The following is a 22,331-nucleotide window of genomic DNA, read 5'->3' as shown; positions in this document are numbered from 1 at the left end:
CTTGTGCGCTAATCTCCACGGTTGCGGGGGAATGGACGCGTTTCGCGCGCGTACCTCTTGACCACCGCGGCATTCCCACCCAGAAATCGGTAAAAAATCCTTGTGCCTCAGGGCTGAGACGCTAACGTGCCAGTCCCGCCTATGTTGGCACGCAAGTCAGAGGAATAAAGGGTATGAAGATCAGCATCGAACGCGGCACCCTTCTCAAGGCCGTTTCTCAGGCCCAATCCGTCGTGGAGCGTCGCAACACGATCCCGATTCTTGCCAATGTGTTGATCGAGGCCGAAGGCGACCAAGCCCTGTTCCGCGCCACCGATCTGGATATCGAGGTTGTCGACAAAGCGCCTGCGCAGGTCGAAAAAGCCGGTGCGACGACAGTGGCCGCCACGACCCTGCATGAAATTGTGCGCAAACTGCCCGATGGCGCGCTGGTCACCCTGACGGCCGACAGCGCAGCGGGCCGTCTGACGGTTGAGGCGGGGCGGTCGAACTTCTCTCTGGCGACCTTGCCGAAAGAGGATTTCCCAGTCATGGCGTCCTCGGAATATCAGTCGAATTTCACCGCGTCGGCAGCGTTGCTGCGTCGCTTGTTCGATAAATCGAAATTTGCCATCTCGACCGAAGAGACGCGGTACTATCTGAACGGTGTCTATATGCATGTCTCGGATGGGTCTGAGGGCGGTAAGGTGCTGCGCTGTGTGGCCACCGATGGTCACCGACTGGCACGGATCGATGCGGACCTGCCGGATGGCGCTGCGGACATGCCGGGCGTGATCGTTCCGCGCAAAACCGTGGGTGAACTGCGCAAACTGCTGGATGATGACGAGATGGATATCGCTGTCTCGGTCAGCGAAACAAAGGTGCGCTTTGCCACGCCGGATATCACGCTGACCTCGAAGGTCATTGATGGTACCTTCCCCGACTACACACGCGTTATTCCGCAGGGCAACACGCGCCAGTTGGAAGTGGATGCTGCCGAGTTCGCGCAAGCCGTGGATCGGGTTGCAACGGTTTCGTCAGAGCGTTCGCGTGCTGTGAAACTGCAGCTGGATGCGGATAAGCTGGTGCTGTCGGTCAATGCCCCGGATAGCGGCGCGGCTGAGGAAGAGCTGGCCGTTGCATATAATGATGAGCGGTTGGAGATCGGATTCAACGCGAAATATCTGCTTGAGATTGCGTCGCAGGTGGATCGTGAGAACGCGGTGTTCCTGTTCAACTCGGCCGGTGATCCAACCTTGATGCGCGAAGGCAGCGATCTGAGCGCGGTCTATGTCGTCATGCCGATGCGCGTCTAATCGCGCTGGCGCGCGATGCCTCCGGCGGAGGTATTTTTGAACAGAAGAAGGGAGGGGTCATGGGATTGGCCCTGACCGAGCTTACGGTCTCGCATTTTCGGTCTCACAAACTGGCGCGTTTGTCTTTGGATGGGCGCCCGGTTGCGATCCATGGGCCGAACGGGGCCGGGAAGACCAATATCCTTGAAGCGGTGTCTCTGTTCTCGCCCGGTCGCGGGATGCGGCGGGCCAGTGCGGCTGAGATGACCCGGCGGCCCGAGGCCTTGGGCTGGAAACTGTCCGGCCTGCTGAGCGCGCAGGGCGGGCGATATGAGATCGAGACGTGGTCCGAGGGCGGTGCGGCGCGTCAGGTTCGGATTGATGACAAGGCCGCCAGTCAGATTGATCTGGGCAAACTCGCGCGCGTGGTGTGGTTGATCCCATCGATGGATCGGTTGTGGATCGAGGGGGCCGAGGGGAGGCGGCGGTTTCTGGACCGCATCGCGCTGAGTTTTGATCCCGCGCATGCCGAGGCATCGCTGACCTATGAGAAGGCCATGCGTGAGCGGAACCGGCTGCTGAAAGATCAGGTCCGGGACGCCCATTGGTACACGGCCCTGGAAGGTCAGATGGCCGAGACAGGGTATCGGATACATGCGGCGCGTCTTGCAGCATTGGATCATTTGCGTGCCGCGCAGGAAGAGGCCGAAACGGCGTTTCCTTCGGCCGAGTTGGAGTTGATCCAAACGGAAGGCGCGATGCCCGAGACAGCGGATGATCTGCGCGAGGCGCTGAGCGAAAGTCGTTTCCGCGATTTGGCTGCGGGGCGGACACTGGTTGGGCCGCATCGCTCGGACCTGTACGGGGTGTTCGCGGCCAAAGCCGTTCCGGCCAAGGATTGTTCCACGGGCGAACAAAAGGCGCTGCTGGTTTCGCTGATCCTGTCAAACGCACGGGCGCTGGCGGGGATGGTCGGTGCGCCGCCGATCGTTTTGCTGGATGAGGTGGCCGCACATCTGGATGCCGAGCGACGCGCGGCGCTCTATGATGAGATCTGTGCGCTGGGCGCTCAGGCCTGGATGACGGGCACCGGGCCTGAGTTGTTTGCGGAATTGGGCGACCGGGCCCAAACGCTGGTTGTTACCGAAGGCGATGAGGGCTCGGTCGTGTCAGCTTAGGCCGGTTCGTTGACTTTACGCTCCCACAGGAAGCCGCGCATGACCTGATCGACCGGAGTTTTGGCCATGTGGTTGACGTAGTTTGACATGGTTTTCTGCGCCAGACCCAAAACAACATCCAGAACGGCGCGGTGCGAATAGCCTGCGTCAAAGAACGCCTGCAGCTGTTCTTCGGTCGGGTTGCCGCGGGTTTCCATCACCTGCAGTGTGAAGGTGCGCAGGGCCTCCAGCTTGGCAGTCGGCAGCGGGGTTTCGTTGCGCAGAGCCTCGGTGATTTCGTCCGAAACCTTCATCATTTTGGCGATGCCGGTATGGGCGGGGACACAGTAGTGGCATTCGTTTTCAACGTTGATGGTCTGCCAGACGACGGTTTTCTCATCATTGTCGAAATCGGTTTGCATGAACAGGCCATGCAGAACCTGATAACCTTCCAGATGCTGCGGGCTTTCCGCCATCACCTTGTGCAGGCCGGGCAGGCGGCCAAAGGCGGCTTGCGATTTCTCCAGCAGCGGCTTGGACCCCTCAGGGGCGGATTCAAGATCGTGAGACGGGAAGTTGGCCATGTCAAAACTCCTGAATTCTGGCGCGATGAGGTGTATTTAGGGTTTCTTGAGTGATCACTCAAGTATATATTTGAGCAAGCACTCAAGAATTGGTGACCCGATGCCGCGTAAACCTACATATGACCGAGACGCGCTGATCGCGCAGGCGCGTGATATCTTCTGGCGTCACGGCTGGGCCGGGACGTCTCTGAAGGACCTTGAGCGCGAGTTGAAGCTGAAGCCGGGTAGTTTCTATGCGGCGTTCGGCTCGAAAGACGCCCTTTATGCGCTGGCGTTGGAGCGTTACGCGCAAGACGGGGTTGCCAGCATGATGGCTCTGGCCGAAGAGCTGGGGCCGCTTGGGGCGCTCAAGGCGCAGCCGTTTCGCGTGATAGCGGCCTCTGACCTGCCGACCAAGGCCTGCATGTTGGCCAAGACCTATGCCGAGTTGCAGGCAAAGGATCACGATCTAGCGGGCCAGGCAGGCGCGCATATGACCACGATGAAATCCTGTTTTGCAGATCTGTTCCAACGCGCCCAGTTGGGTCAGGAGATCAGCCCCGATCACGATCCCGAACGCCTTGCCGCGCGCTATCAGTCGGATCTTCTGGGCCTGCGGTTGACAGCCGAGCGGGACGACGCCAACGCAGCCGAAATCGCCGAGGATATCGCCGCAGACCTTGATCGGCTGTGATCCGCAGATAAATCGGAGCGGAACCACAAAATATTGGGGGAGCGCGTGACAATCCCCACCAGAAAACGTATAAGTTACCAAAATAATATAGGTACTAACGGCATGTCCGAAGACGCACAGGCACCCCAGGAATACGGCGCAGATTCCATTAAAGTTCTCAAAGGTTTAGAGGCGGTCCGCAAGCGTCCCGGTATGTATATCGGTGACACGGATGACGGCTCGGGTCTGCACCATATGGTGTATGAGGTCGTGGACAACGGAATTGACGAGGCTCTGGCTGGTCATGCCGACCATGTGACCGTGAAAATTCACGCCGATTCCAGCGTTTCAGTCAGCGACAATGGGCGCGGCATTCCGGTGGATATTCACCCGGAAGAAGGCGTCTCAGCGGCCGAGGTCATCATGACCCAGCTGCATGCGGGTGGTAAGTTCGACAGCAATTCCTACAAGGTGTCAGGCGGCCTGCACGGGGTGGGTGTTTCCGTTGTGAACGCGCTGTCCAACTGGTTGGAGCTGCGCGTCTGGCGCAATGGCAAGGAACATGTGGCCCGGTTCGAAGGCGGCGAGACGGTCGAGCACCTGAAGGTGGTCGATGATTGCGGCGACCGGACAGGGACAGAAGTACGTTTTCTGGCCTCGACAGACACATTTTCCAACCTTGAGTACTCGTTTGAGACGCTGGAAAAGCGCCTGCGCGAACTGGCCTTCCTGAACTCGGGCGTGCGGATCATTCTGATTGATGAACGCCCCGCAGAACGGTTGGAGACCGAGCTGTTCTATGAGGGCGGCGTCAAGGAATTCGTCAAATACCTCGACCGTTCGAAAACCTCGGCCATGCCCGAGCCGATCTATATCAAGGGTGAGCGCGACGATATCGGCGTCGAAATCGCGATGTGGTGGAATGACAGCTACCATGAATCGGTGTTGCCCTTTACCAACAACATTCCACAGCGGGATGGCGGTACCCATGTGGCCGGTTTCCGGGGCGCTCTGACCCGGACGATCAACAACTACGCGCAATCCAGCGGGATCGCGAAAAAGGAAAAGGTCAGCTTTACCGGTGATGACGCGCGCGAAGGTCTGACCTGTGTGCTGTCGGTCAAAGTGCCTGATCCGAAATTCTCATCCCAGACCAAGGACAAGCTGGTCAGCTCGGAAGTGCGCCCGGCGGTCGAAGGTATGGTGAACGAAAAACTGGCCGAATGGTTCGAAGAGAACCCCAATGAGGCTAAAATAATCGTCGGCAAGATCATCGAAGCCGCTCTGGCGCGCGAGGCCGCCCGCAAGGCCCGCGAACTGACCCGTCGCAAAACGGCAATGGATGTGAACTATCTGGCGGGTAAACTGAAAGACTGTTCCGAAAAAGACCCGTCGAAGACCGAGGTTTTCCTCGTCGAGGGGGACTCGGCCGGTGGTTCCGCCCAAACAGGCCGGGATCGTCTGACTCAGGCCGTTCTGCCCCTGCGCGGTAAAATCCTGAACGTGGAACGCGCGCGGTTTGACCGGATGCTGTCGTCTCAGGAAATCGGCAATCTGGTTATGGCGCTGGGCACCGGTATTGGCCGCGATGAGTTCAATATCGAAAAGCTGCGTTACCACAAGATCGTCATCATGACCGATGCGGACGTCGATGGCGCACACATCCGGACGCTGCTGCTGACCTTTTTCTACCGGCAGATGCCGGAACTGATCGAAGGCGGATACCTCTATATCGCGCAGCCTCCGCTTTACAAAGTGGCGCGCGGCAAGTCCGAGGTTTACCTGAAAGATCAGGCCGCGCTGGATGATTACCTGATCAATCAGGGTGTTGAAGGCGCAGCGCTGAAGCTGGGCTCGGGCGAGGAAATCATCGGGCAGGATCTGACCCGTGTGGTGGACGAGGCGCGCCAACTAAAACGCGTACTGGATGCCTTCCCGACGCATTATCCGCGCCACATTTTGGAACAGGCCGCTGTGGCCGGTGCCTTTGTGCCCGGTGCCGTCGATGCTGACCTGCAGGGTGTGGCCGACAAGGTCGCCGCTCGCCTGGACCTGATCGCGTTGGAATACGAGCGCGGTTGGCAGGGCCGTATCACGCAGGATCACGGCATCCGTCTGGCCCGCATCCTGCGCGGCGTGGAAGAGGTGCGTACTCTGGACGGCCCCATGTTGCGTTCGGGTGAGGCGCGCAAAACCGGCAGTTTCACCCAAAGCCTACAGGAAATTTACAACACCCCCGCGACATTGGTCCGCCGCGACCGATCGCAAGCGATCCACGGCCCTCTGGACCTGTTGCGCGCCATTCTGGAAGAGGGCGAAAAGGGCCTGTCGCTGCAGCGCTACAAGGGCTTGGGCGAGATGAACCCGGATCAGCTCTGGGAAACCACACTGGACCCGGACGCGCGCACCCTGCTGCAGGTACGCGTTGATGATATGGTTGAGGCCGACGATCTTTTCACCAAACTGATGGGAGACGTGGTCGAACCCCGCCGCGAGTTCATTCAGCAAAACGCCCTGAGCGTGGAGAATCTGGATTTCTGATAATTTGTAGGCGTCCGACCTTCAGTCGATTTTTGCAACACGACCACTTCGTCAAAAAACGCGATCAGCGGGCTGATGGGATGAGATCCTGCATGTCTTTGTGTCCGGAGTCTTTGCCGTTTTGCATGTCGCCTCGTGGATTGGGATTGCTCTGATCCAACTGGTCGACGATCTCGGTGCGGATTTCCAGATCCGCCATTGCGTTTTCGACCAAGGGTCTTGGCAGCTCTGCCAGACAAGGCCGCGCACCTGCGTCTATGGATTTGTGCTCTCGCAAGATTGCGCGGCACATGACCCCGGGCACAAAGGGGCCGTGTCCATTTTCTGCAATCAGCGTCCATTTGCGGGTTACGATATGCCCGTTCAGCTTTCCCGAAACACGCACCTGCATACCGCCACGGTCGCTGCCAAAGGGAAAAAGCGCGTTTGAGAGGGCGTGGAGCGCCGAATGTGCCACGTCCGGAAGTTCATAGCGACCGTGCTGCCTCAATTTGGCCAACAGATGCAGCGCCCAATTCATCAACGGAAGCTCAAGGCCCGCGCGAAACATGACGCTTTGCGCGCCTGTCTTTGCAGGCAGAAGTGCAATGTCGGGAACGTCTACGCTGTATCCTGCGCGTATCATCCCTGGCTCCAGCTTATACATCTTGCGATCCGTCCATCCGGTGGCCGTCTGCCAAGTGCCGTCTTTCCACACTTGGTATGGCCGCCCGACACCGCTTACGATGCTTTTGATAACGGACATACCGCGCGGCGCCCGATTGCCCGGCAGGATTGCGATGTCGATAAGGTCAACCTCATCAAGGCGTTCGATCAAGTCTTCGACGATGCATGAGGACAGGCCCGGCACGCTGGATGCCCCGGAAAGAACGAAGACACCCGAGGCCAAGGCTTCGGGGTTCAAGGTCGCGATACCCTTTGTGAACGTGGCACTGTCCGATAGGTCAAGATAGTGGCAGCCATGGGATATGCAGAGCCTTGGAACTTTGTAAGGATCATCGCCGTAGTGCTGGAACGGACCTGCTGCATCAATCACCACGTCCGGTTCAACCGCGAAAAGAGCCTCTGGTGCTTTGCCGATGTCCAACTCCAATGTCTGAGCGCGGAGTTCCTGAGCCAAAGCACGGCCCTTTTGCGGGCGTCGCCCGGCCAGCCAAAGCTGGTGCCCATCGCGTGCCAGTAACCGGGCGGTCAGGGATCCGAAAACACCATACCCTCCGATGATCACGACTTTCATGACGGGGCACCCCCGACGATTTCGGCATCTTGGAATGTTGCGTCCTGCCAGATCAGCTCGCCAAAAAGTGGGTGCGCCAGTTCCAGGGTGAACCGAAATTGCCCACCCCCGATCTCTTCGTGGCCAACCCGCAGTCTGCCCGGACAAGCCCACATTGGCAAAGGCAGCCGCTGTCGGCCCAATTTCAGGAAATACCGGTCGCTGACGAAATAAAGACCGCATTCCGAGCTTTCGAGCCGCAGTGAGATACCAATACCAAAGCCGATATATTCCTCCAATCCGGTGGGTCCGGCAAAGCGTTTGGAACTGCCAACCATTTGCGGAAACCCGGTGGCCCGGCCATACTGCCGGATCCAGAACTGCCCGCCCGTCGCCGCGTCTTCGGTGACTGTGACCACGGCAGATCGACCGACAGAAGTACGATCAAACGGCAGCGGTGCCCCAATCACGCGCAGGGCAAAAGCCAGCGCGCGTCCAGCCGGGTTCATCCGCATCTGGGTCACGCGGCCTTGGTAAGTAAGGCTGGAATCCTCCAAATGCCGTTTGCTGAAACGCCGCTGAATTGCCCTGGGCAGACGGGCCCATGCCGCGGCCCCCAGCAGGGTCTTGAACCGATCATCCCGGTCGCTGGTCGCATCGGATTGCGCTGCGGGGTGCTTCATGCTGGGTCGGGCAAAATTTTGCGTGTTTTCGAACATTCTGGCATTTCCGTCATAAGAGAAATTTGGGGTCAAATTTTTATCTGCTGTTTTTGCCTCCGGTGAAGTTGAGCAAAGAGACGACTTTGGTTCCCATTTTCATCAACATCACCAGCTTGGCCCTCGGCACGGTCAGCATATCGCGGAACCACGTGTCAGCCGTTGTCAGGAACGCTTGCATGTCTTGCATCCGTTGCAGCGCAATAGGGTCCAGGCCGCCTTCGGTTTCTGCTTGGGCCACGCAGGCGCGCAGGGCGTGTGTCGCCGGATCAATCTCGCGTTCCTTGCGCCCCTGAGCAATACGGAGCCCCATTTCCCAGACATCCACCTCGGCTTCGTAGTGTTCGCGCCGGTCGCCCGGAAGGGGAATACGGCGAATGAGCCGCCAACTGACCAGTTCTTTGAGAGAGTTGGACACATTGGATCGTGCAATGCCTAGGGCCTCGGCGATTTGTTCGGCATTGAGGGGCCGGGCGCTGAGATAAAGCAGCGCGTGAATCTGCGCCACAGAGCGGTTGACGCCCCATTGATTGCCCATGTCCCCCCAATACAGGATGAACTGGTTTACAGCGGTTGATTTCGTTATGTCATTAGTTTCTGTCATGACAGAAATATCAGATAAACGGAGGTGAAAATCAAGACCTAAAGCGTCACAGGTTTAACTTGAAACGCCATAATTTGGCGCTGGTTTCATACTTACCGACAATGGGCCAGACTGTTTCTGGCATATTGTTGCTGCCTGGCATCCAAGCGAAAAAGTGAAGCCGCCAATGCCACGTTTATGAGGTTTGTTTTCAACTCTGCCAGAATGGGGTACTTTGGGTCGTGAAACACGTTAACTGTACCACTCTTGGTTGCTTGCAAATTTTTGCTATATATTTAAACGTGTTAATTGACGTTCTGTTAGTGGATTTCCGCCTGCGTCCATCGAAAAATTTGCCAGATTCAGGGATTGTTGCTACGATTCTGCCAAAGGGCGATAAAAAACCCGGGGGCAAAAATCGAACAGAATTCCGGAAAACCCTCAAAAGTGGTGTGGGTCAATATACCCGAACATCTCAACGGCACGCGTCGAGGTTTGTTTTTCTTGTGGGCCGAGGTCGAGCGGGCACAGGTGAAACCCAAAGCCGCACCTCCGCCTCCGGTACCGCGCGCGCCCGAGGCGAACAAGATGTTCGGGTGGGTGGATGAGTTTATTTTCTATGACGGAGATAGGGTTGAACAACCCGATCAGCGCGCCGAGGCCCCATCTAGCCGTTACAGTTTCTCGAAGAACAGGATGACCTCGCCCAGACGGACGCCAAAGCGCGAAACATAAGCGCGGTTCAGCAGGCGGTCGTCTTCCAGAAGCCACATCCAGTCATCGAAATTCACCCGCATGGTGCCGTCCTTGACGGGCAGGTCGATCTTGTATTTCCAGTTGAAGGTATCGCCGCGCTCGATCCCTTGGGCCACACCAAGAACGCCCGGTGCGGTGCCGGTCCAGCTGTCTTCGCCGGTTTTGGTCAGGGTCCAGACGCGCTGTTCGGTAGCGCCGTCATCATAGACGAAATCCTCGACCAGCGTCAGGGTTTCTCCGTCCCATGCGCCGTCGATCTCAACCGTGAAACGGCGCGGCACGTTGCCCAGAATGTCCTGGAACTGACCATAGGCCACGGTTTTGCCGTCAAAGAACTCTTCAAGGTTCAGCTGCCGGTCTGACAGAAAGCTTTTCGGCACCCGCGGTTTGGCCGAGCAGGCCGCAAGCAGTGTCAGGCTGGCGATTGCGACCAGAGAGATCAGAAAACGCAACCGGGTCATTGCAGGCGCCTGCTTTCAGCATCCGCATCATACCCGTTTGAACCGGGCAGATGCGCGGTCTGAACTTCGGGGGCTGGGCGCATGGTTGCCACCAGTTCAGCAACCTTGAGGCCGAATTTGCGCATCTCTGAGCGGTTCATGATCGCTCCGTTTTCGGTCAGGTACATCCAGTCGGTGACGTCCAGCGTATGCCCGCCGGCATCTTCGGGAAGAATGATCCGGTAGGTAAGCTTGACGGTCGAGCCCGAGATCACGCCTTTGCCTTCACCGACGATATCATCTGCTGTGGCCGTGAACGTATTGCCGGTGCCCAATGTCAGGAACCACTTTCGGGTCATCTGTTTGCCGTTCGAATAGGTGAAATACTCGGCCAGAGTGCCCGTGTTTCCATCCCATTCGCCGACCATACGCGCGACGAAGCTGTTCGACATCTTACCGTTGGGGCCATAGATCAACCCCTCGGACAGGATGTCGCCGTTCAGGTGTTTGGTCAGGGAAAACTCTGGTCCCGTTCCCGAATAGTCGGCCGGGTTTTGCGAGCGAAAGCTCAGGAACCGTCTTTTGACCGCGACGATAACAAGGATGGCGAGCAGAAACACAATAAGTGTATTCATTTGGCTGGGGCCTCCGTAGGCAGGGTCAAGACCATCCCGAATGCGCCCAGTTTGAGGATGCAGGGCAGCAGGGCATAGGCGAATGTGAGTGTGCTCAGAGCCTGTGCCGAGTTGGCTTGACCGGGAGAAAAGCCGCTGCGTTCCAGCAGGGGCAGGGTGAAAAAGGCAGCGAGCGCGAGGCCCAGCTTGCCAGCGAAAGACCAGATGCCAAACGCGGCCGAGGCATTCAGCCCCGCGCGCGTCAGCACCACGGAAAACATGGCGGGCAGGATCACGATATCCGCCCCTGCGGCTGCGCCCGAGGCCAGGCAGATCAAGGCAAAGGCAGTCAGCTCTCCGGCCGAGAGGGTGGCCGCGCCGATGAAGGATGCGATGCCCAGCGGCATGGCGATCATCAGGGTCTGTTTCGGGCCAATCCGGTTGCTGATCCGCGCCCAGACCGGCACGCTGGCGCCGGCGCTGAGGAAGAACAGGATCAGTAAGGGGCCGGCCATACCGGAAAGCTGCAGTTTGTCCTCGACGAAGAACAGAAACAGCGTGGCGGTCAGGGCGACCGGCAGGCTGTTGATCAGCGCCAGAACCAGCAGGCGGAGGGCACCGGATTGTCCAAGCGCGGTGAACGAGATGCCCTCGCCCGTGATGGGCGTACGCCGCCATATCGGGATGGTGACGATCAGGGTCAGTAGCGCGAGCGCGCCCAGAAACAGGCCAAAGGCGGGATAGCCCTGCCCCTGCGCACCAAGGGCAACAAACAGAGCCGGGGCACTGGCGGCCAGAACGACTCCGGTCAGTTGGCCGCCTTCGCGGAAGGCGGCGAGGCGCATCAGCTCTTGCGGGTCGGCCTGTTTGGCCAGCGTTGCACTGCGGCCATAAAGCAGGATCGTGCCAAGGCTGTAGGCCGAAAAAAGAAGCACGAGGGTAGCAACCAGCGCGCCAACGCTGGCCCCGTCCGGCAGGCCGAACAACAGCGGAAACCCAACTGCCAGCCCAAGCGCCGCCAGCGCGGCAAACAGCAGTTGCGCGCCGGGCCAGTGGTCGATGGCCCAACCGATCAGCGGATCCTGCACCAGATCAACCAGGCGGATCACCAGCAACACGGTTCCGATCACCCCAAGGCCAATGCCCAAATTCACCGCTGCAAAACGCGGCAGGTGAATATAGAGCGGGATGCCCGCCGCAGCGAGCATCAGCGCATAGAGGCTGACCCTGGGATACAGCATCACTGCCCCTTCAACTGTCGTGTGAAACTGGCCGATCGCGTATTGCTGCCCAGAAAGACCGACATGAAGGCCCGCTTGATGCCGGGATATTTGATGGTGCAGGCCTTCTGGCCGTTGCGCCAATAGGTGACTTGATCAGGCCCCTGCGAGATCGCGAGGTATTTGTCGCCGTTGCTGACGCCTTTGAAGCACTTGTTCAGCTCGGGGCCGATGGGCAAAGGGTTGCCTTGCCGTGACATCTCCTCCAGCGTCGAGTCGACGATGGCCTTTTTCTTGATGTTGCGACGGTAGGTGAGCTCCAGGCCGAAATCCTGCGACCAGTTGAAGGGCGCGCCGCCGGGTGTGTAAAGCCGTGCGTCATACATCGCCAACCCCAGGAAACGGAAGGTGGCGGTGCCGCGCAGCTGAGGGTCGCTCAGGCTAGCGGATTGCGGCAGGGCCTCGGCCCCGCCCGGCATCAGCAGGGTGAGGGACAGCAGCGCTGCGGATAGGGTGGTTCTATTCGGCGGCCACATGGATGGCCGGATCTTTTTCAAGAATGCCATTGTCAGCTCCGGTTGTGTGTGGGGCGCCGCGCAAGCGGTCGACGACATGCATCGCGCTGGCGATCCCGTCTTCGTGAAACCCGTGCCGGTTATAGGCTCCGGCGTACCAGGTGTTATTCTGTCCCTGCATGTCGCGAATTTGTCCCTGCGCTTTCAGCGCGGCTTTGTCGAAAACCGGGTGAGCGAACTCGACCTGATCGTAGATCTTGTCCTCGGCAATTTGCGAAGACGCGTTCAACGATACAAACAGCGGATCGCTGTCCGGGATGTTCTGCAACCGGTTCATCCAATAGGTCACGCCGACATCCCCGTCTTGCGAGCGATAGGTCCAGCTGGACCAGCAGGCGCGCCGCTTTGGCATCTGGCTTTCGTCACAATGCAGGATCGCGTGGTTGGCCTGATAGCGGATCGCGCCAAGGGCCGCAGCCTCATCCGCTGTGGCGTCGTTGCCCAGAATGGCCAGTGACTGGTCCGAGTGGGTCGCAAGGATGATCTCGTCAAACTGATCGGCATGGCCCTGGCTGGTGACCGTCACACCGGTGTCATCGCGCTGCACGTGATCTACCGGAGCCGCCAGACGAATGTCGCATCCGCGCGACCGCAGCGCGGCATCGATACGGCGCACATATTCGATGCTGCCGCCTTTGACCGTGTACCACTGATGCTGGTTGGCGCGTCCGCTGGCCAGCAGGGCGTGGTTGCGGAAGAACTGCACCAGCGAACGGGCCGGAAACTGATCCACAAACTCAACCGGAGTGGACCAGATCGCGCCACACATCGGCAGCAGGTAGTTGTGGCGGAACCAATGTCCCAGACGCATCTGGTCCACCAGCTCTCCGATGGTTGTATCATCATCCTTTGCGGCTTCGGGGGCCTCTTTGCCAAAGCGCAGGATGTCCGCAATCATCTTGTAGTAGGATGGCCGCAGCAGGTTGCGTTTCTGGGCTGTCAGGGTACGCAGCGTGTTCAGCCCGTATTCAATGCGGCCATTGTCGATGGTCGCGCCAAAGCTCATCTCGCTTTTCTCGACGGGGACGTTCAGCTCATCAAACAGCTTGGTCAGGTAGGGATAGGTCGCATAGTTGAAGACGATAAAACCGGTATCGACCGGTTGATCTCCGTTCTTGCCTGCCATCACTGTTCGGGCATGTCCACCGAGGCGCGGCTCGGACTCGTAAACGGTGATGTCGTGCTGTTCAGAAAGGTAGTACGCTGCGGATAAACCTGAAATGCCTGCACCTATAACTGCGATTTTCTTGCGCTCGCCTCGCGTTTCGTCGAACATGTGATCCCCTTAAGTGCGACATTTTACAAAGACATACGTAGCAGGTTCCGACGCGGATCAGTCAGGTTCGATTTATTTTTCAAGCGCACTATGTTGTGATGTCTGGGCTAATTTTACCACAGGCTCTGATGATCCGTCTGCAATGCCAGTTCGTAAATGCTTAGAGTGACTGAAATTCGCACGCCGCTTTGGTGTGCTCTCCGATCGGACCGGGCATGAATAGTTTTGACGGCAAGACATACTGGATTGTAGGCGCGAGCGAAGGGCTCGGGCGCGCCTTGGCGCAAGCGCTCAGCGAGCGCGGCGCGCATCTTGTCCTGTCGGCGCGCAATGCGGATCGGCTGGCCGAGATATGCGCATCCCTTCCCAATGCGCGTGCGGTGCCCTTTGACGTGACCGATCTTGAGGCCGTTCGCCGTGCCGTGGCTGAAGTCGGAGAGGTCGATGGCCTTGTCTACAACGCCGGAGTCTATGAGCCGATGCGGACCGGTGATTGGGACACCGAGGCGGTCCTGATGATGACTGACGTGAACTACACCGGAGCGTTGCGGGTGTTGGGTGAAACCGTTCCGGGCTTCGTCAGCGCCGGACGCGGGGACATCACGCTGATCGGCTCTCTGTCCGGTTATCGTGGCTTGCCTGCGGCGGTAGGATATGCAGCCAGCAAGGCGGCGTTGGTCTCGCTGGCCGAGACCATGCGGTTTGATCTGGCGGGGACGGGCGTGACGGTTCGGATCGTCAATCCCGGCTTTATCAAGACCCGTCTGACCGAAAAGAACAATTTCAAGATGCCCATGCTGATGTCGGCCGAGGACGCGGCAGAGCGTGTGATCAAAGCGATGTCGCGCCGCCGCTTCCGTACTGATTTTCCGGCCCCGTTTTCCTGGGTGGTTCGGCTGCTGGACTATCTGCCAGATATCCTGATTTATCGCGGAAAATAGACTCTAATTTGGGTTTTTAGCCAAATTGCCCCTGACAGAACCAGCCTGCGGACATGGTGCCTCCATGGCCATAAAACAGCCAGAGCCTCTCGCCCTGTTCGGTCACCACAACCCAGTAATCGCGCACACCGCTGCGCCAGTTGGGATCATCCAGCCACCATTCCGGCGCGATCCGTTCCGGGCCGGTGGCTTGTACCAATTGCCAATCACGTCCGCGCCAGCGAAAGGCGGAGGGCACATCCGGAGTTTCCGGGGCCATCACCGGCTCGGGCTGCCACATCTGCAGGGGGCGCGGGCGTGGTGGTGCGGGCCAGTCTCGCGCCGGTTCGGACCATGCCGCCGCCAGCACCTGCGCGGTTTTCTCGGGGATATGCGATGCCGCAGGGTGACGCCGAGTGATGACCTCCAGCCCTACCCGCGCGCCCAACTTGGCCATAAGGTCTTCGACGGCGGTGTTGCCCTCAAGCCGGTTGCGGGCCACACGGCGGGCCTCGGCATGACCGGCAATGGTGCGGGCGTGGATGGGTTCGGTCTGCACCGCCTCAAGCCGCAGCATGTCAATGCCATAACCCGCGTCGATCTTGTCAACTTTCATCTCTAACAAAGGGCGAATGCGGTGTTTGTCATGAGTTGGCCGGGCCAGCCCAACCTCGAGAACCTCGGCCGCCTGATCGGCACGATGGGCCTCAAGCCGCAGGGTGCGGACGCCGCGGCCCTTTTCCTCCAGCTTGGAGCAGAGTGTCGGCAGAACCCGGTCGATGGCGGCCATCACATCCTCGACCAGCCCAATCGGATTGGGCAGAGTCATCCGCACCGCGAAGTGATGCGGCGGGCGGGCCGGAGAGACCGGCTCGGGCGCGCTGCCCATCGCCTGATCCAGCCGCAAGACCAGCCCACGTCCGAACCTGCGGGCGAGAGAGGCGCGGGGTTGCCCCAGCAGATCCCCGATCTGGCGCAGGCCCAGACGGTTCAGCTGCGCGACCACCTGACCCTCAAGCCGCAGCGCCGCGATGGGCAGCGGGCTGAGCGCCCCATAAGACTGCCCCGGCGCCGCGATCCGCGCCCCGCCGCCCAAGGCCACCACCTGCGGCGCGGCCCCGCCCTTGGTCCAGTGTCGTCGCTTGCTGGCCCGGGCACGGGTGGCGCGGGCCTCTTGGCTGATGGCGTCGCCGTTGCGGTCGGATATGGCCTCTTGCCCGGCATAGCGCGCCAGCGCCCAGGCCGCGCCCAACGTGTCGGCAATGCCCATCTGCACGCTCAGGCCCATATCGGCGCAATCAACCTCAAGCACGCGCAGCAAGGCCTCTTCCCCACCAAACAGATGCGCGCAGCCCGAGAGGTCAACGATCAGCCCGTCCGGCGCCTCTTCGGCGACCCAAGGGCTGAACTTGCCTGCCCAGCGGCGCAACGCGGTCAGGAACGCGGCCTCGGCCGGGGCATTGCGGTGCCGCGTGATCAGAGACGCGCACATGGCATGGGCATCGCGCACCGGCTGACCCACCTGCAGCCCGGCGGCCTGAGCTTCCGCGTTCAGAGAGGTGATCACCTGCATGTTCGATTGCTCGGCCACCACGGCCAAAGGCCCGACATGCAGCCCCCGCGCGGCGCGGATCAGCCGTTCAGCCCCCAGACGGGGAAACCAGAGTGAAAGTATTCGGCGTTTTGGCATCGGCAGACATCAAAATGTTCTCATTTTGTTCTTATTCGAGAATCAGCGCCAGAGTCCACGCTTACCCGCAGGTCAGGCGCTGAATGAGGCCCGCCTCGTTCACGAAGACATTCAGCCGGTCGATACGGTAGTCCTGTGTCGCAATGTCATTGGGTCCCAACACCCGCGCGCGCTCGGGCAGGCTGGCCTGAATGGTCGAAACCGGTTGGCCGATGGAATCCGCAAACGGATCGCCCTTGCAGAAGGCCAGATCGACAGGCGAGGCCTCGGGCGCAAGGTCTGCACCTTCCAAGGTCGAGGTGTCGGCGCAGGCGGCCAGAAGGATCAGGATCGGGATAAATCGGCGCATTGGCGTTCCCCAGTATGACAATGTCGTTTATGCAATATCAAATATTTAGCCAATCTGCCATGAAAGTGCAGTTGAAAACACCCTGCATTTGACGCAGGGTCGGGTCAAACAAGATTGGGAGACAAGCACCATGCGTACCCGTGCAGCCGTCGCCATTCAGGCAGGCAAACCTTTGGAAGTGATGGAGGTGAACCTCGAAGGCCCCAAGGCGGGCGAGGTTTTGGTCGAGATGAAGGCCACCGGCATCTGTCATACCGATGAATTCACCCTGTCCGGCGCTGATCCCGAAGGCCTGTTCCCGGCCATTCTGGGCCACGAAGGCGCAGGCGTCGTGGTCGATGTTGGCCCTGGCGTCACCAGCCTGAAACCGGGCGATCATGTGATCCCGCTTTACACACCCGAATGCCGTGAGTGTGAATACTGTCTGAACCCCAAGACCAACCTGTGTCAGGCGATCCGTGAAACTCAGGGTAAGGGCTTGATGCCCGATGGCACCTCGCGCTTCTCGACTTTGGATGGCGATCCGATTCTGCACTACATGGGCTGCTCGACCTTCGCCAACCACACTGTCCTGCCTGAAATCGCGCTGGCCAAAGTGCGTGAGGACGCGCCGTTCGACAAGATCTGCTACATCGGTTGCGGTGTCACCACCGGAATCGGCGCTGTGATCAACACCGCCAAGGTGGAGATTGGCAGCCGTGCCATCGTGTTTGGTCTGGGTGGTATCGGCCTGAACGTGATTCAGGGCCTGCGTCTGGCCGGGGCCGACCAGATCGTCGGCGTCGATCTGAACCCCGCCAAAGTCGAAATGGCGACCAAGTTCGGCATGACCGATTTCGTCAACCCGACCGAGGTCGAAGGCGATCTGGTGCCTTATCTCGTCAACCTGACCAAGGGCGGCGCGGACTATACCTTTGACGCCACCGGCAATGTCGGCGTGATGCGGACCGCTCTGGAAGCGGCGCATAAGGGCTGGGGTGAGTCGATCATCATCGGCGTTGCACCAGCGGGGGCCGAAATCTCGACCCGTCCGTTCCAGCTGGTCACCGGTCGTTCCTGGCGCGGCACCGCCTTTGGCGGCGCGCGGGGCCGGACCGATGTACCCAAAATCGTCGACTGGTACATGGACGGCAAGATCGAGATCGACCCGATGATCACCCACACCATGGGCTTGGACGACATCAACCACGGTTTCGACCTGATGCATAAGGGTGAAAGCATCCGCTCGGTTGTGGTCTACTAAGGCTCTAAACCGATAAGACTCGCTGATGCGGCGCGCTGTCTGGCGCGCCGTTTTTATTTGCCGGGCCGTGATGCGCCCGTATCTGACCTTGGCGACCGAACCCGCAGAACCGGCGTATTGACCGAGGTGGTGTTCGATCGGCTTTCGCGCCAGACAACGAAGATGCCTGAGGCGATGATGATGCTGGCTCCAACTGCGACCCAGCCGTCCGGTGTTTCACCAAAAAAGATCATGCCGAACAAGGTGGCCCAGATGATCTGGCTGTACTGGCTGGGGGCCACAACGCCCGCCGGGGCGGCGCGATAGGCCAGAATGATCAGATGCTGCGCGATGACCGAGAACACCCCCACCAGTGCCATCATCGCCAGATGCAAAAGCGAGGGCGGCTGATACACGGCGGGCTGCATCAGGCTCATGACCAAAATGGCGAGCAACAGCGGGTACAGAATCAGTACGGCCGAGCGTTCTTCGTTTCCGATCTTTCGCACCAGAACAGACCCTAACGCGCTGCAAAACGCGGCTGTCAGGGCGGCGAGGTGGCCAAGCGTGATATCCGTCGCGCCGGGGCGCAGAACGATCAGAACGCCGATCAGGCCGACGCCGACGGCAGCCCAACGCTGGACACGCACGACCTCTCCCAGAATCGGGATCGACAGGACCGTAACGAACAGGGGAAAGGCAAACAGCAGCGAGTAGACCTCGGCCAGAGGCAGGACCGAGAATGCATAAAACGCGCAGGACATGCCTGTCACCATCAACCCCGACCGCAACAGCACCAGCCAGGGGTGGCGGGGCATAAAATTACCCGTCGCGCGGTCTGTCAGGATCGTCACCGCCATGGGCACAAAGGAAAACAGCGTGGCGAAAAAGATGATCTGCAGCACCGAATAGGTGCCGCCCAGCACTTTGATCAGCGCGTCATGGCTGGCAAAGACCGCGAATCCCAGAAACGCGAAACCAAGTCCCCGGAGGGTGGTGTTTTGAGTGCTCATGATCTGGCCTCAGGCGATGTCGGTGTGGTGACTTTAAGCCGGCGCAGCCAAATAGGCTGTCTTAACTCTGATTAGACGCATTTTCCCGGACCGCATAGCCCCTATTTTATCGCTAACATGGCAAAGCCGCCATGTTGTGAGGTCAACGCAGGATCGGCGGCGCGTCCTTGGGGTGTCGGGCGGATTGCACGCCCGCTTTCATCCCCACACCGATACGTCGGGCCAGCGCGACCCAGGGGGTGGCCGTTTGCTGGGGTAGGGTTTGGGTGGCGACCTCCTCAAACAGGTCCAGCCAGTGTGCGAACATATCGGGCTGCACGTCGGGCCTTTCGCTGTGGATGCGTTGCGGATTGCCGTTGTAGCTGCGCTCAAAAAGGATGGCGTTGCGCCAGAAGGCGGCGATCTTGTCCTCATGCGCGGGCCAGTCATGGACGTGCTTGTTGAACACCGGCCCCAGAACGGCATCCTCGCGCACGCGGGCATAGAAGGCGTGGACCTGCGCGTTGATCTGATCAGGTGTTGCCGGAAAGCGCGGCGGCAGGGTGGGTTTGGTCATGAAAGCACCGAATGCGACTCTGTTTTGGGCCAATATCCCGTTCAGTCGTCAGGCAAAAGGTGTGGTTTTGTCGCGCGGCTCGGGCGTCAGCAGGTGCCGGATCAGGGCCACTGGATGTGCCTTCAGGCTGAGGCGGGTGGCGACGTAATCCTCGACCACCTGTTCGCCCAATGTCATCTGCGGCAGATAGGCTTGAGGTTCATCCAGCGTCTCGCCCTCCAGATCTTGTGAAAACAGCGGCAAAGGTTTGGCGGTCGCAATCGCCTTGGCCTGCCACAGAGCCTCGCGCCGGGTCAGATCGCAGGCGGCGAAGGCATCGGCCTCGGCCAGACGTTCGATCACCGACGGCCCCAACCCTGCGCGGCGCCAGACGTCATCCACCTGAGTGTAGCCGTTGCCCCGTGCGGCGGTCAGCCAGCTGGCGTCTTCCTCGCTGAGGCCCTTGATCTGGCGGAACCCCAGCCGCAGGGCCAGCCCGCCACGGCCATCGGGTTCCATCACATTATCCCAGAAGCTGGCATTGATGCAGACCGGGCGTACCTGCACCCCGTGTTCACGGGCATCCCGCACGATCTGGGCGGGCGCATAGAAGCCCATCGGCTGAGAGTTCAGTAGCGCGCAGGCGAAAATCCCCGGATGGTGGCATTTGATCCAGGCCGAGGCATAGACCAGCAGCGCAAAGCTGGCCGCGTGGCTTTCGGGAAAGCCATAGGACCCGAACCCTTCGATCTGTGAAAAACAGCGCTCCGCGAAATCCTGCTCGTACCCGTTGCGCTTCATCCCGCGCAGGAACAGCGCGCGGAACTCGCTGACATTGCCATGCTTCTTGAAGGTCGCCAAAGACCGTCGTAGCCGGTCCGCCTGTTCCGGAGTAAAGCCTGCGCCGACAATGGCGATCTGCATCGCCTGTTCCTGAAACAGCGGCACGCCCAGTGTTTTGCCCAGCACATCCCCCAATGCGTCCGAGGGAAAGCTGACCTCCTCCTCTCCGTTCCGGCGGCGGATATAGGGGTGGACCATATCGCCCTGAATCGGGCCGGGGCGGATGATGGCAACCTCGATCACCAGATCGTAGAAATTGCGCGGCCGCATTCGGGGGAGGAAGTTCATCTGCGCCCGGCTTTCCACCTGAAACACCCCAATAGAGTCTGCTTTGCACAGCATATCGTAAACCTCGGGGTCCTCGGGCGGCAGGGTGGCGAGGGTATAGCCGGTCTGATGATGCTGCCCGATCAGGTCGAACGCCTTGCGGATACAGGTGAGCATCCCGAGGCTGAGGACATCGACCTTCAGGATGCCAAGGCTGTCGATATCGTCCTTGTCCCAGCAGATGACCGTGCGCCCCTCCATCGTGGCGTTCTCAATGGGGACAAGCTCGTCCAGACGCCCCTCGGTGATGATGAAGCCGCCCACGTGCTGTGACAGATGACGGGGGAAGCCGTCGATCTCATAGACCAGCATTAGAGTCTGTTTTAGCCGTCGATCCTCAGGGTCGAGGCCGATTTCGCGCATCCGATGCGCCTCGAGCCCTTTGGTCGAGAAAAAGCCCCAGAGCTGTGAGGACAGGGCCGAGATCGTGTCCTCGGTCAGACCCATGGCGCGGCCGACCTCACGAATGGCACGCTTGCCGCGATAGTGAACAACCGTGGCGCAGAGGCCCGCGCGTTCGCGGCCGTAGCGGTCGTAGATATGCTGGATCACCTCTTCGCGGCGTTCATGTTCGAAATCGACGTCGATATCGGGCGGCTCGTCGCGGGCCTCGGAGACGAAGCGCTCAAAAACCATCGTGCCCATTTCGGGGCTGACCTCGGTGATGCCGAGGCAGAAGCAGACCACCGAGTTGGCCGCCGAGCCGCGCCCCTGACACAGAATGTCGCGCGAGCGGGCGAAATGGACGATATCCCGGACGGTGAGGAAATAGGGTTCATATTTCAGCTTGCCGATCAGGGCGAGTTCGTGCGCCAGCATCTTTTTCGCCTTCTCGGACGCGCCTGCCGGATAGCGCCATTTCAACCCCTCATGCGCCAGGCGGTGCAGGCGTTGGGTCGGGGTTTCTCGTTCGCTGCCCTCGCTGGGATATTCATAGCGCAGCTCATCCAGCGAGAAATTGAGCTGTTCGCTGAGGTCAAGGGCGCGGGTGACAGCCCCCTCGTGAGTTTTGAAGATACGCAGCATTTCCCCGTCAGAGCGCAACCGCTGTTCGCCATTGGCCAGCGCGTCGCGGCCCAGCTCATCGACCTTGCGGCGCAGGCGGATGGCGGTCAGCACATCGGCCAGCTTGCGACGCGCGCCGTGGTGGATCATCGGCGCGGCACTGGCGAGGGTGGGGATGTTGAGATGCTTTGATTCAGCCTCTAATAAAGAGAAATACGCACTATCCGCACCATCATAGCGAGGGTGCATCAGCAGATGCATCCGCCCACCAAAGCGGCGCGTCAGCTGTTGCGCCTGTGTCCGCCACGCGCTCGCGCCGCCCTTTGACCGGCCCGATTGTGGCCAGAGTAGCAGGTGGAGGCCGTCGGAAAACTCCAACAGGTCGGACAGGTGTAGGATGCAATCACCTTTTTCCGCACGCAGGCGGCCTTTGGACAGGATACGGCACAGGTTTCCCCAGCCCTGTCGGTTCAGGGGCAGAGCGGTGACGGTGGGCGCGTCGGTGAAGATCAGCCGTGCTGCCGGGATCAGGCGCGGCACCGCGTGGATGGGATATGAGGGTGGTTTGGGGATGTGATCGGGGCAGGGCGGGCCTAGGCTCGTGTTCTGCGCCTCCCACTCCAACCGTTCGCGCACCTTACGGGCGATCTCGCGCCCCCTTGTATGGGCACGAACGATTCCGGCGACCGAGTTGTCATCCGCAATTGCGATGGCGGGCAGGCCAAGGGTCACGGCACGTTCCATATACTCCTCGGGGTGAGAGGCCCCGGTGAGGAAGGTGAAGTTTGACGTGATCGACAGCTCGGCATACATGACGAGT

The 22,331-nt window shown here is 60.0% G+C and carries 20 protein-coding genes; 6 read left to right on the top strand and 14 right to left on the bottom strand.

What is annotated here, in order from left to right; genetic code table 11:
* Positions 1 to 173 precede the first annotated feature (173 nt).
* Positions 174 to 1,295: a DNA polymerase III subunit beta gene (gene dnaN, locus AC2FD8_RS02125; RefSeq protein WP_496853526.1), complete on the top strand. Its 1,122-nt coding sequence runs from the start codon at positions 174 to 176 to the stop codon at positions 1,293 to 1,295.
* A gap of 59 nt (positions 1,296 to 1,354) precedes the next feature.
* The gene (gene recF / locus AC2FD8_RS02120) at positions 1,355 to 2,452 is read left to right on the top strand and encodes a DNA replication/repair protein RecF (RefSeq protein WP_496853527.1); all 1,098 of its coding nucleotides are present in this window, start codon (positions 1,355 to 1,357) and stop codon (positions 2,450 to 2,452) included.
* Here recF and AC2FD8_RS02115 read toward each other — a convergent pair.
* Entirely contained in the window at positions 2,449 to 3,015 is a 567-nt protein-coding gene (locus AC2FD8_RS02115) for a carboxymuconolactone decarboxylase family protein (protein WP_496853528.1), read from the bottom strand. The two genes, recF and AC2FD8_RS02115, sit on opposite strands and share 4 nt — an antisense overlap.
* 100 nt (positions 3,016 to 3,115) lie before the next feature.
* Between AC2FD8_RS02115 and AC2FD8_RS02110 the strand changes: the two genes are divergently transcribed.
* The gene (locus AC2FD8_RS02110; RefSeq protein WP_496853529.1) at positions 3,116 to 3,688 is read left to right on the top strand and encodes a TetR/AcrR family transcriptional regulator; all 573 of its coding nucleotides are present in this window, start codon (positions 3,116 to 3,118) and stop codon (positions 3,686 to 3,688) included.
* 102 nt (positions 3,689 to 3,790) lie between these two features.
* Entirely contained in the window at positions 3,791 to 6,208 is a 2,418-nt protein-coding gene (gene gyrB, locus AC2FD8_RS02105; protein WP_496853530.1) for a DNA topoisomerase (ATP-hydrolyzing) subunit B, read from the top strand.
* A 64-nt stretch (positions 6,209 to 6,272) separates the two neighbouring features.
* Here the strand turns inward: gyrB and AC2FD8_RS02100 are convergent, their stop codons facing one another.
* The 8 genes from AC2FD8_RS02100 to AC2FD8_RS02065 form a co-directional block, all read right to left on the bottom strand.
* On the bottom strand, positions 6,273 to 7,445 hold the full coding sequence (locus AC2FD8_RS02100; RefSeq protein ID WP_496853531.1) for a saccharopine dehydrogenase family protein: 1,173 nt from the start codon (positions 7,443 to 7,445) through the stop codon (positions 6,273 to 6,275).
* Positions 7,442 to 8,107 carry a DUF4166 domain-containing protein gene (locus AC2FD8_RS02095; RefSeq protein ID WP_496853532.1) on the bottom strand — a complete coding sequence of 222 codons (666 nt, stop codon included), beginning with the start codon at positions 8,105 to 8,107 and terminating at the stop codon, positions 7,442 to 7,444. The genes AC2FD8_RS02100 and AC2FD8_RS02095 overlap by 4 nt, the downstream gene beginning before the upstream one ends.
* 76 nt (positions 8,108 to 8,183) lie before the next feature.
* The gene (locus tag AC2FD8_RS02090) at positions 8,184 to 8,747 is read right to left on the bottom strand and encodes a GbsR/MarR family transcriptional regulator (protein WP_496853533.1); all 564 of its coding nucleotides are present in this window, start codon (positions 8,745 to 8,747) and stop codon (positions 8,184 to 8,186) included.
* Between the two features lie 653 nt (positions 8,748 to 9,400).
* Positions 9,401 to 9,943 (bottom strand): DUF3833 domain-containing protein, encoded by a 543-nt coding sequence (locus tag AC2FD8_RS02085; protein ID WP_496853534.1) that lies wholly within the window; start codon positions 9,941 to 9,943, stop codon positions 9,401 to 9,403.
* Positions 9,940 to 10,557, bottom strand: a complete 618-nt coding sequence (locus AC2FD8_RS02080; RefSeq protein ID WP_496853535.1) for a DUF3833 domain-containing protein — start codon at positions 10,555 to 10,557, stop codon at positions 9,940 to 9,942. The genes AC2FD8_RS02085 and AC2FD8_RS02080 overlap by 4 nt, the downstream gene beginning before the upstream one ends.
* Entirely contained in the window at positions 10,554 to 11,777 is a 1,224-nt protein-coding gene (locus tag AC2FD8_RS02075) for an MFS transporter (RefSeq protein WP_496853536.1), read from the bottom strand. The genes AC2FD8_RS02080 and AC2FD8_RS02075 overlap by 4 nt, the downstream gene beginning before the upstream one ends.
* Positions 11,777 to 12,322, bottom strand: a complete 546-nt coding sequence (locus AC2FD8_RS02070; RefSeq protein ID WP_496853537.1) for a hypothetical protein — start codon at positions 12,320 to 12,322, stop codon at positions 11,777 to 11,779. The genes AC2FD8_RS02075 and AC2FD8_RS02070 overlap by 1 nt, the downstream gene beginning before the upstream one ends.
* Complete coding sequence (locus AC2FD8_RS02065) at positions 12,276 to 13,607, bottom strand: NAD(P)/FAD-dependent oxidoreductase (RefSeq protein WP_496853538.1); 1,332 nt, start codon at positions 13,605 to 13,607, stop codon at positions 12,276 to 12,278. Before AC2FD8_RS02065 ends, AC2FD8_RS02070 begins: the two co-directional genes overlap by 47 nt.
* Before the next feature lie 215 nt (positions 13,608 to 13,822).
* On the opposite strand from AC2FD8_RS02065, the gene AC2FD8_RS02060 reads away from it, so the two are divergent.
* The gene (locus AC2FD8_RS02060; protein ID WP_496853539.1) at positions 13,823 to 14,548 is read left to right on the top strand and encodes an SDR family NAD(P)-dependent oxidoreductase; all 726 of its coding nucleotides are present in this window, start codon (positions 13,823 to 13,825) and stop codon (positions 14,546 to 14,548) included.
* A 16-nt stretch (positions 14,549 to 14,564) separates the two neighbouring features.
* Here the strand turns inward: AC2FD8_RS02060 and AC2FD8_RS02055 are convergent, their stop codons facing one another.
* Together AC2FD8_RS02055 and AC2FD8_RS02050 are read right to left on the bottom strand one after the other, a co-directional pair.
* The gene (locus AC2FD8_RS02055) at positions 14,565 to 16,217 is read right to left on the bottom strand and encodes a Y-family DNA polymerase (protein ID WP_496853540.1); all 1,653 of its coding nucleotides are present in this window, start codon (positions 16,215 to 16,217) and stop codon (positions 14,565 to 14,567) included.
* A gap of 61 nt (positions 16,218 to 16,278) precedes the next feature.
* Positions 16,279 to 16,566: an I78 family peptidase inhibitor gene (locus tag AC2FD8_RS02050; protein ID WP_496853541.1), complete on the bottom strand. Its 288-nt coding sequence runs from the start codon at positions 16,564 to 16,566 to the stop codon at positions 16,279 to 16,281.
* A gap of 130 nt (positions 16,567 to 16,696) precedes the next feature.
* On the opposite strand from AC2FD8_RS02050, the gene AC2FD8_RS02045 reads away from it, so the two are divergent.
* Positions 16,697 to 17,809, top strand: coding sequence for an S-(hydroxymethyl)glutathione dehydrogenase/class III alcohol dehydrogenase (locus AC2FD8_RS02045; RefSeq protein ID WP_496853542.1), 1,113 nt, complete (start codon positions 16,697 to 16,699; stop codon positions 17,807 to 17,809).
* A gap of 53 nt (positions 17,810 to 17,862) precedes the next feature.
* Here AC2FD8_RS02045 and AC2FD8_RS02040 read toward each other — a convergent pair whose 3' ends face one another.
* The 3 genes from AC2FD8_RS02040 to AC2FD8_RS02030 form a co-directional block, all read right to left on the bottom strand.
* Positions 17,863 to 18,801, bottom strand: a complete 939-nt coding sequence (locus tag AC2FD8_RS02040; protein WP_496853543.1) for a DMT family transporter — start codon at positions 18,799 to 18,801, stop codon at positions 17,863 to 17,865.
* A gap of 142 nt (positions 18,802 to 18,943) precedes the next feature.
* Positions 18,944 to 19,357, bottom strand: a complete 414-nt coding sequence (locus AC2FD8_RS02035; protein WP_496853544.1) for a group III truncated hemoglobin — start codon at positions 19,355 to 19,357, stop codon at positions 18,944 to 18,946.
* Positions 19,358 to 19,405: 48 nt separating this feature from the next.
* The gene (locus tag AC2FD8_RS02030) at positions 19,406 to 22,324 is read right to left on the bottom strand and encodes an error-prone DNA polymerase (protein WP_496853545.1); all 2,919 of its coding nucleotides are present in this window, start codon (positions 22,322 to 22,324) and stop codon (positions 19,406 to 19,408) included.
* Between the last annotated feature and the right edge of the window lie 7 nt (positions 22,325 to 22,331).

Source organism: Ruegeria sp. YTSC192 (genome assembly GCF_059609705.1).
This window is presented reverse-complemented; position numbering and strand designations above follow the sequence as displayed.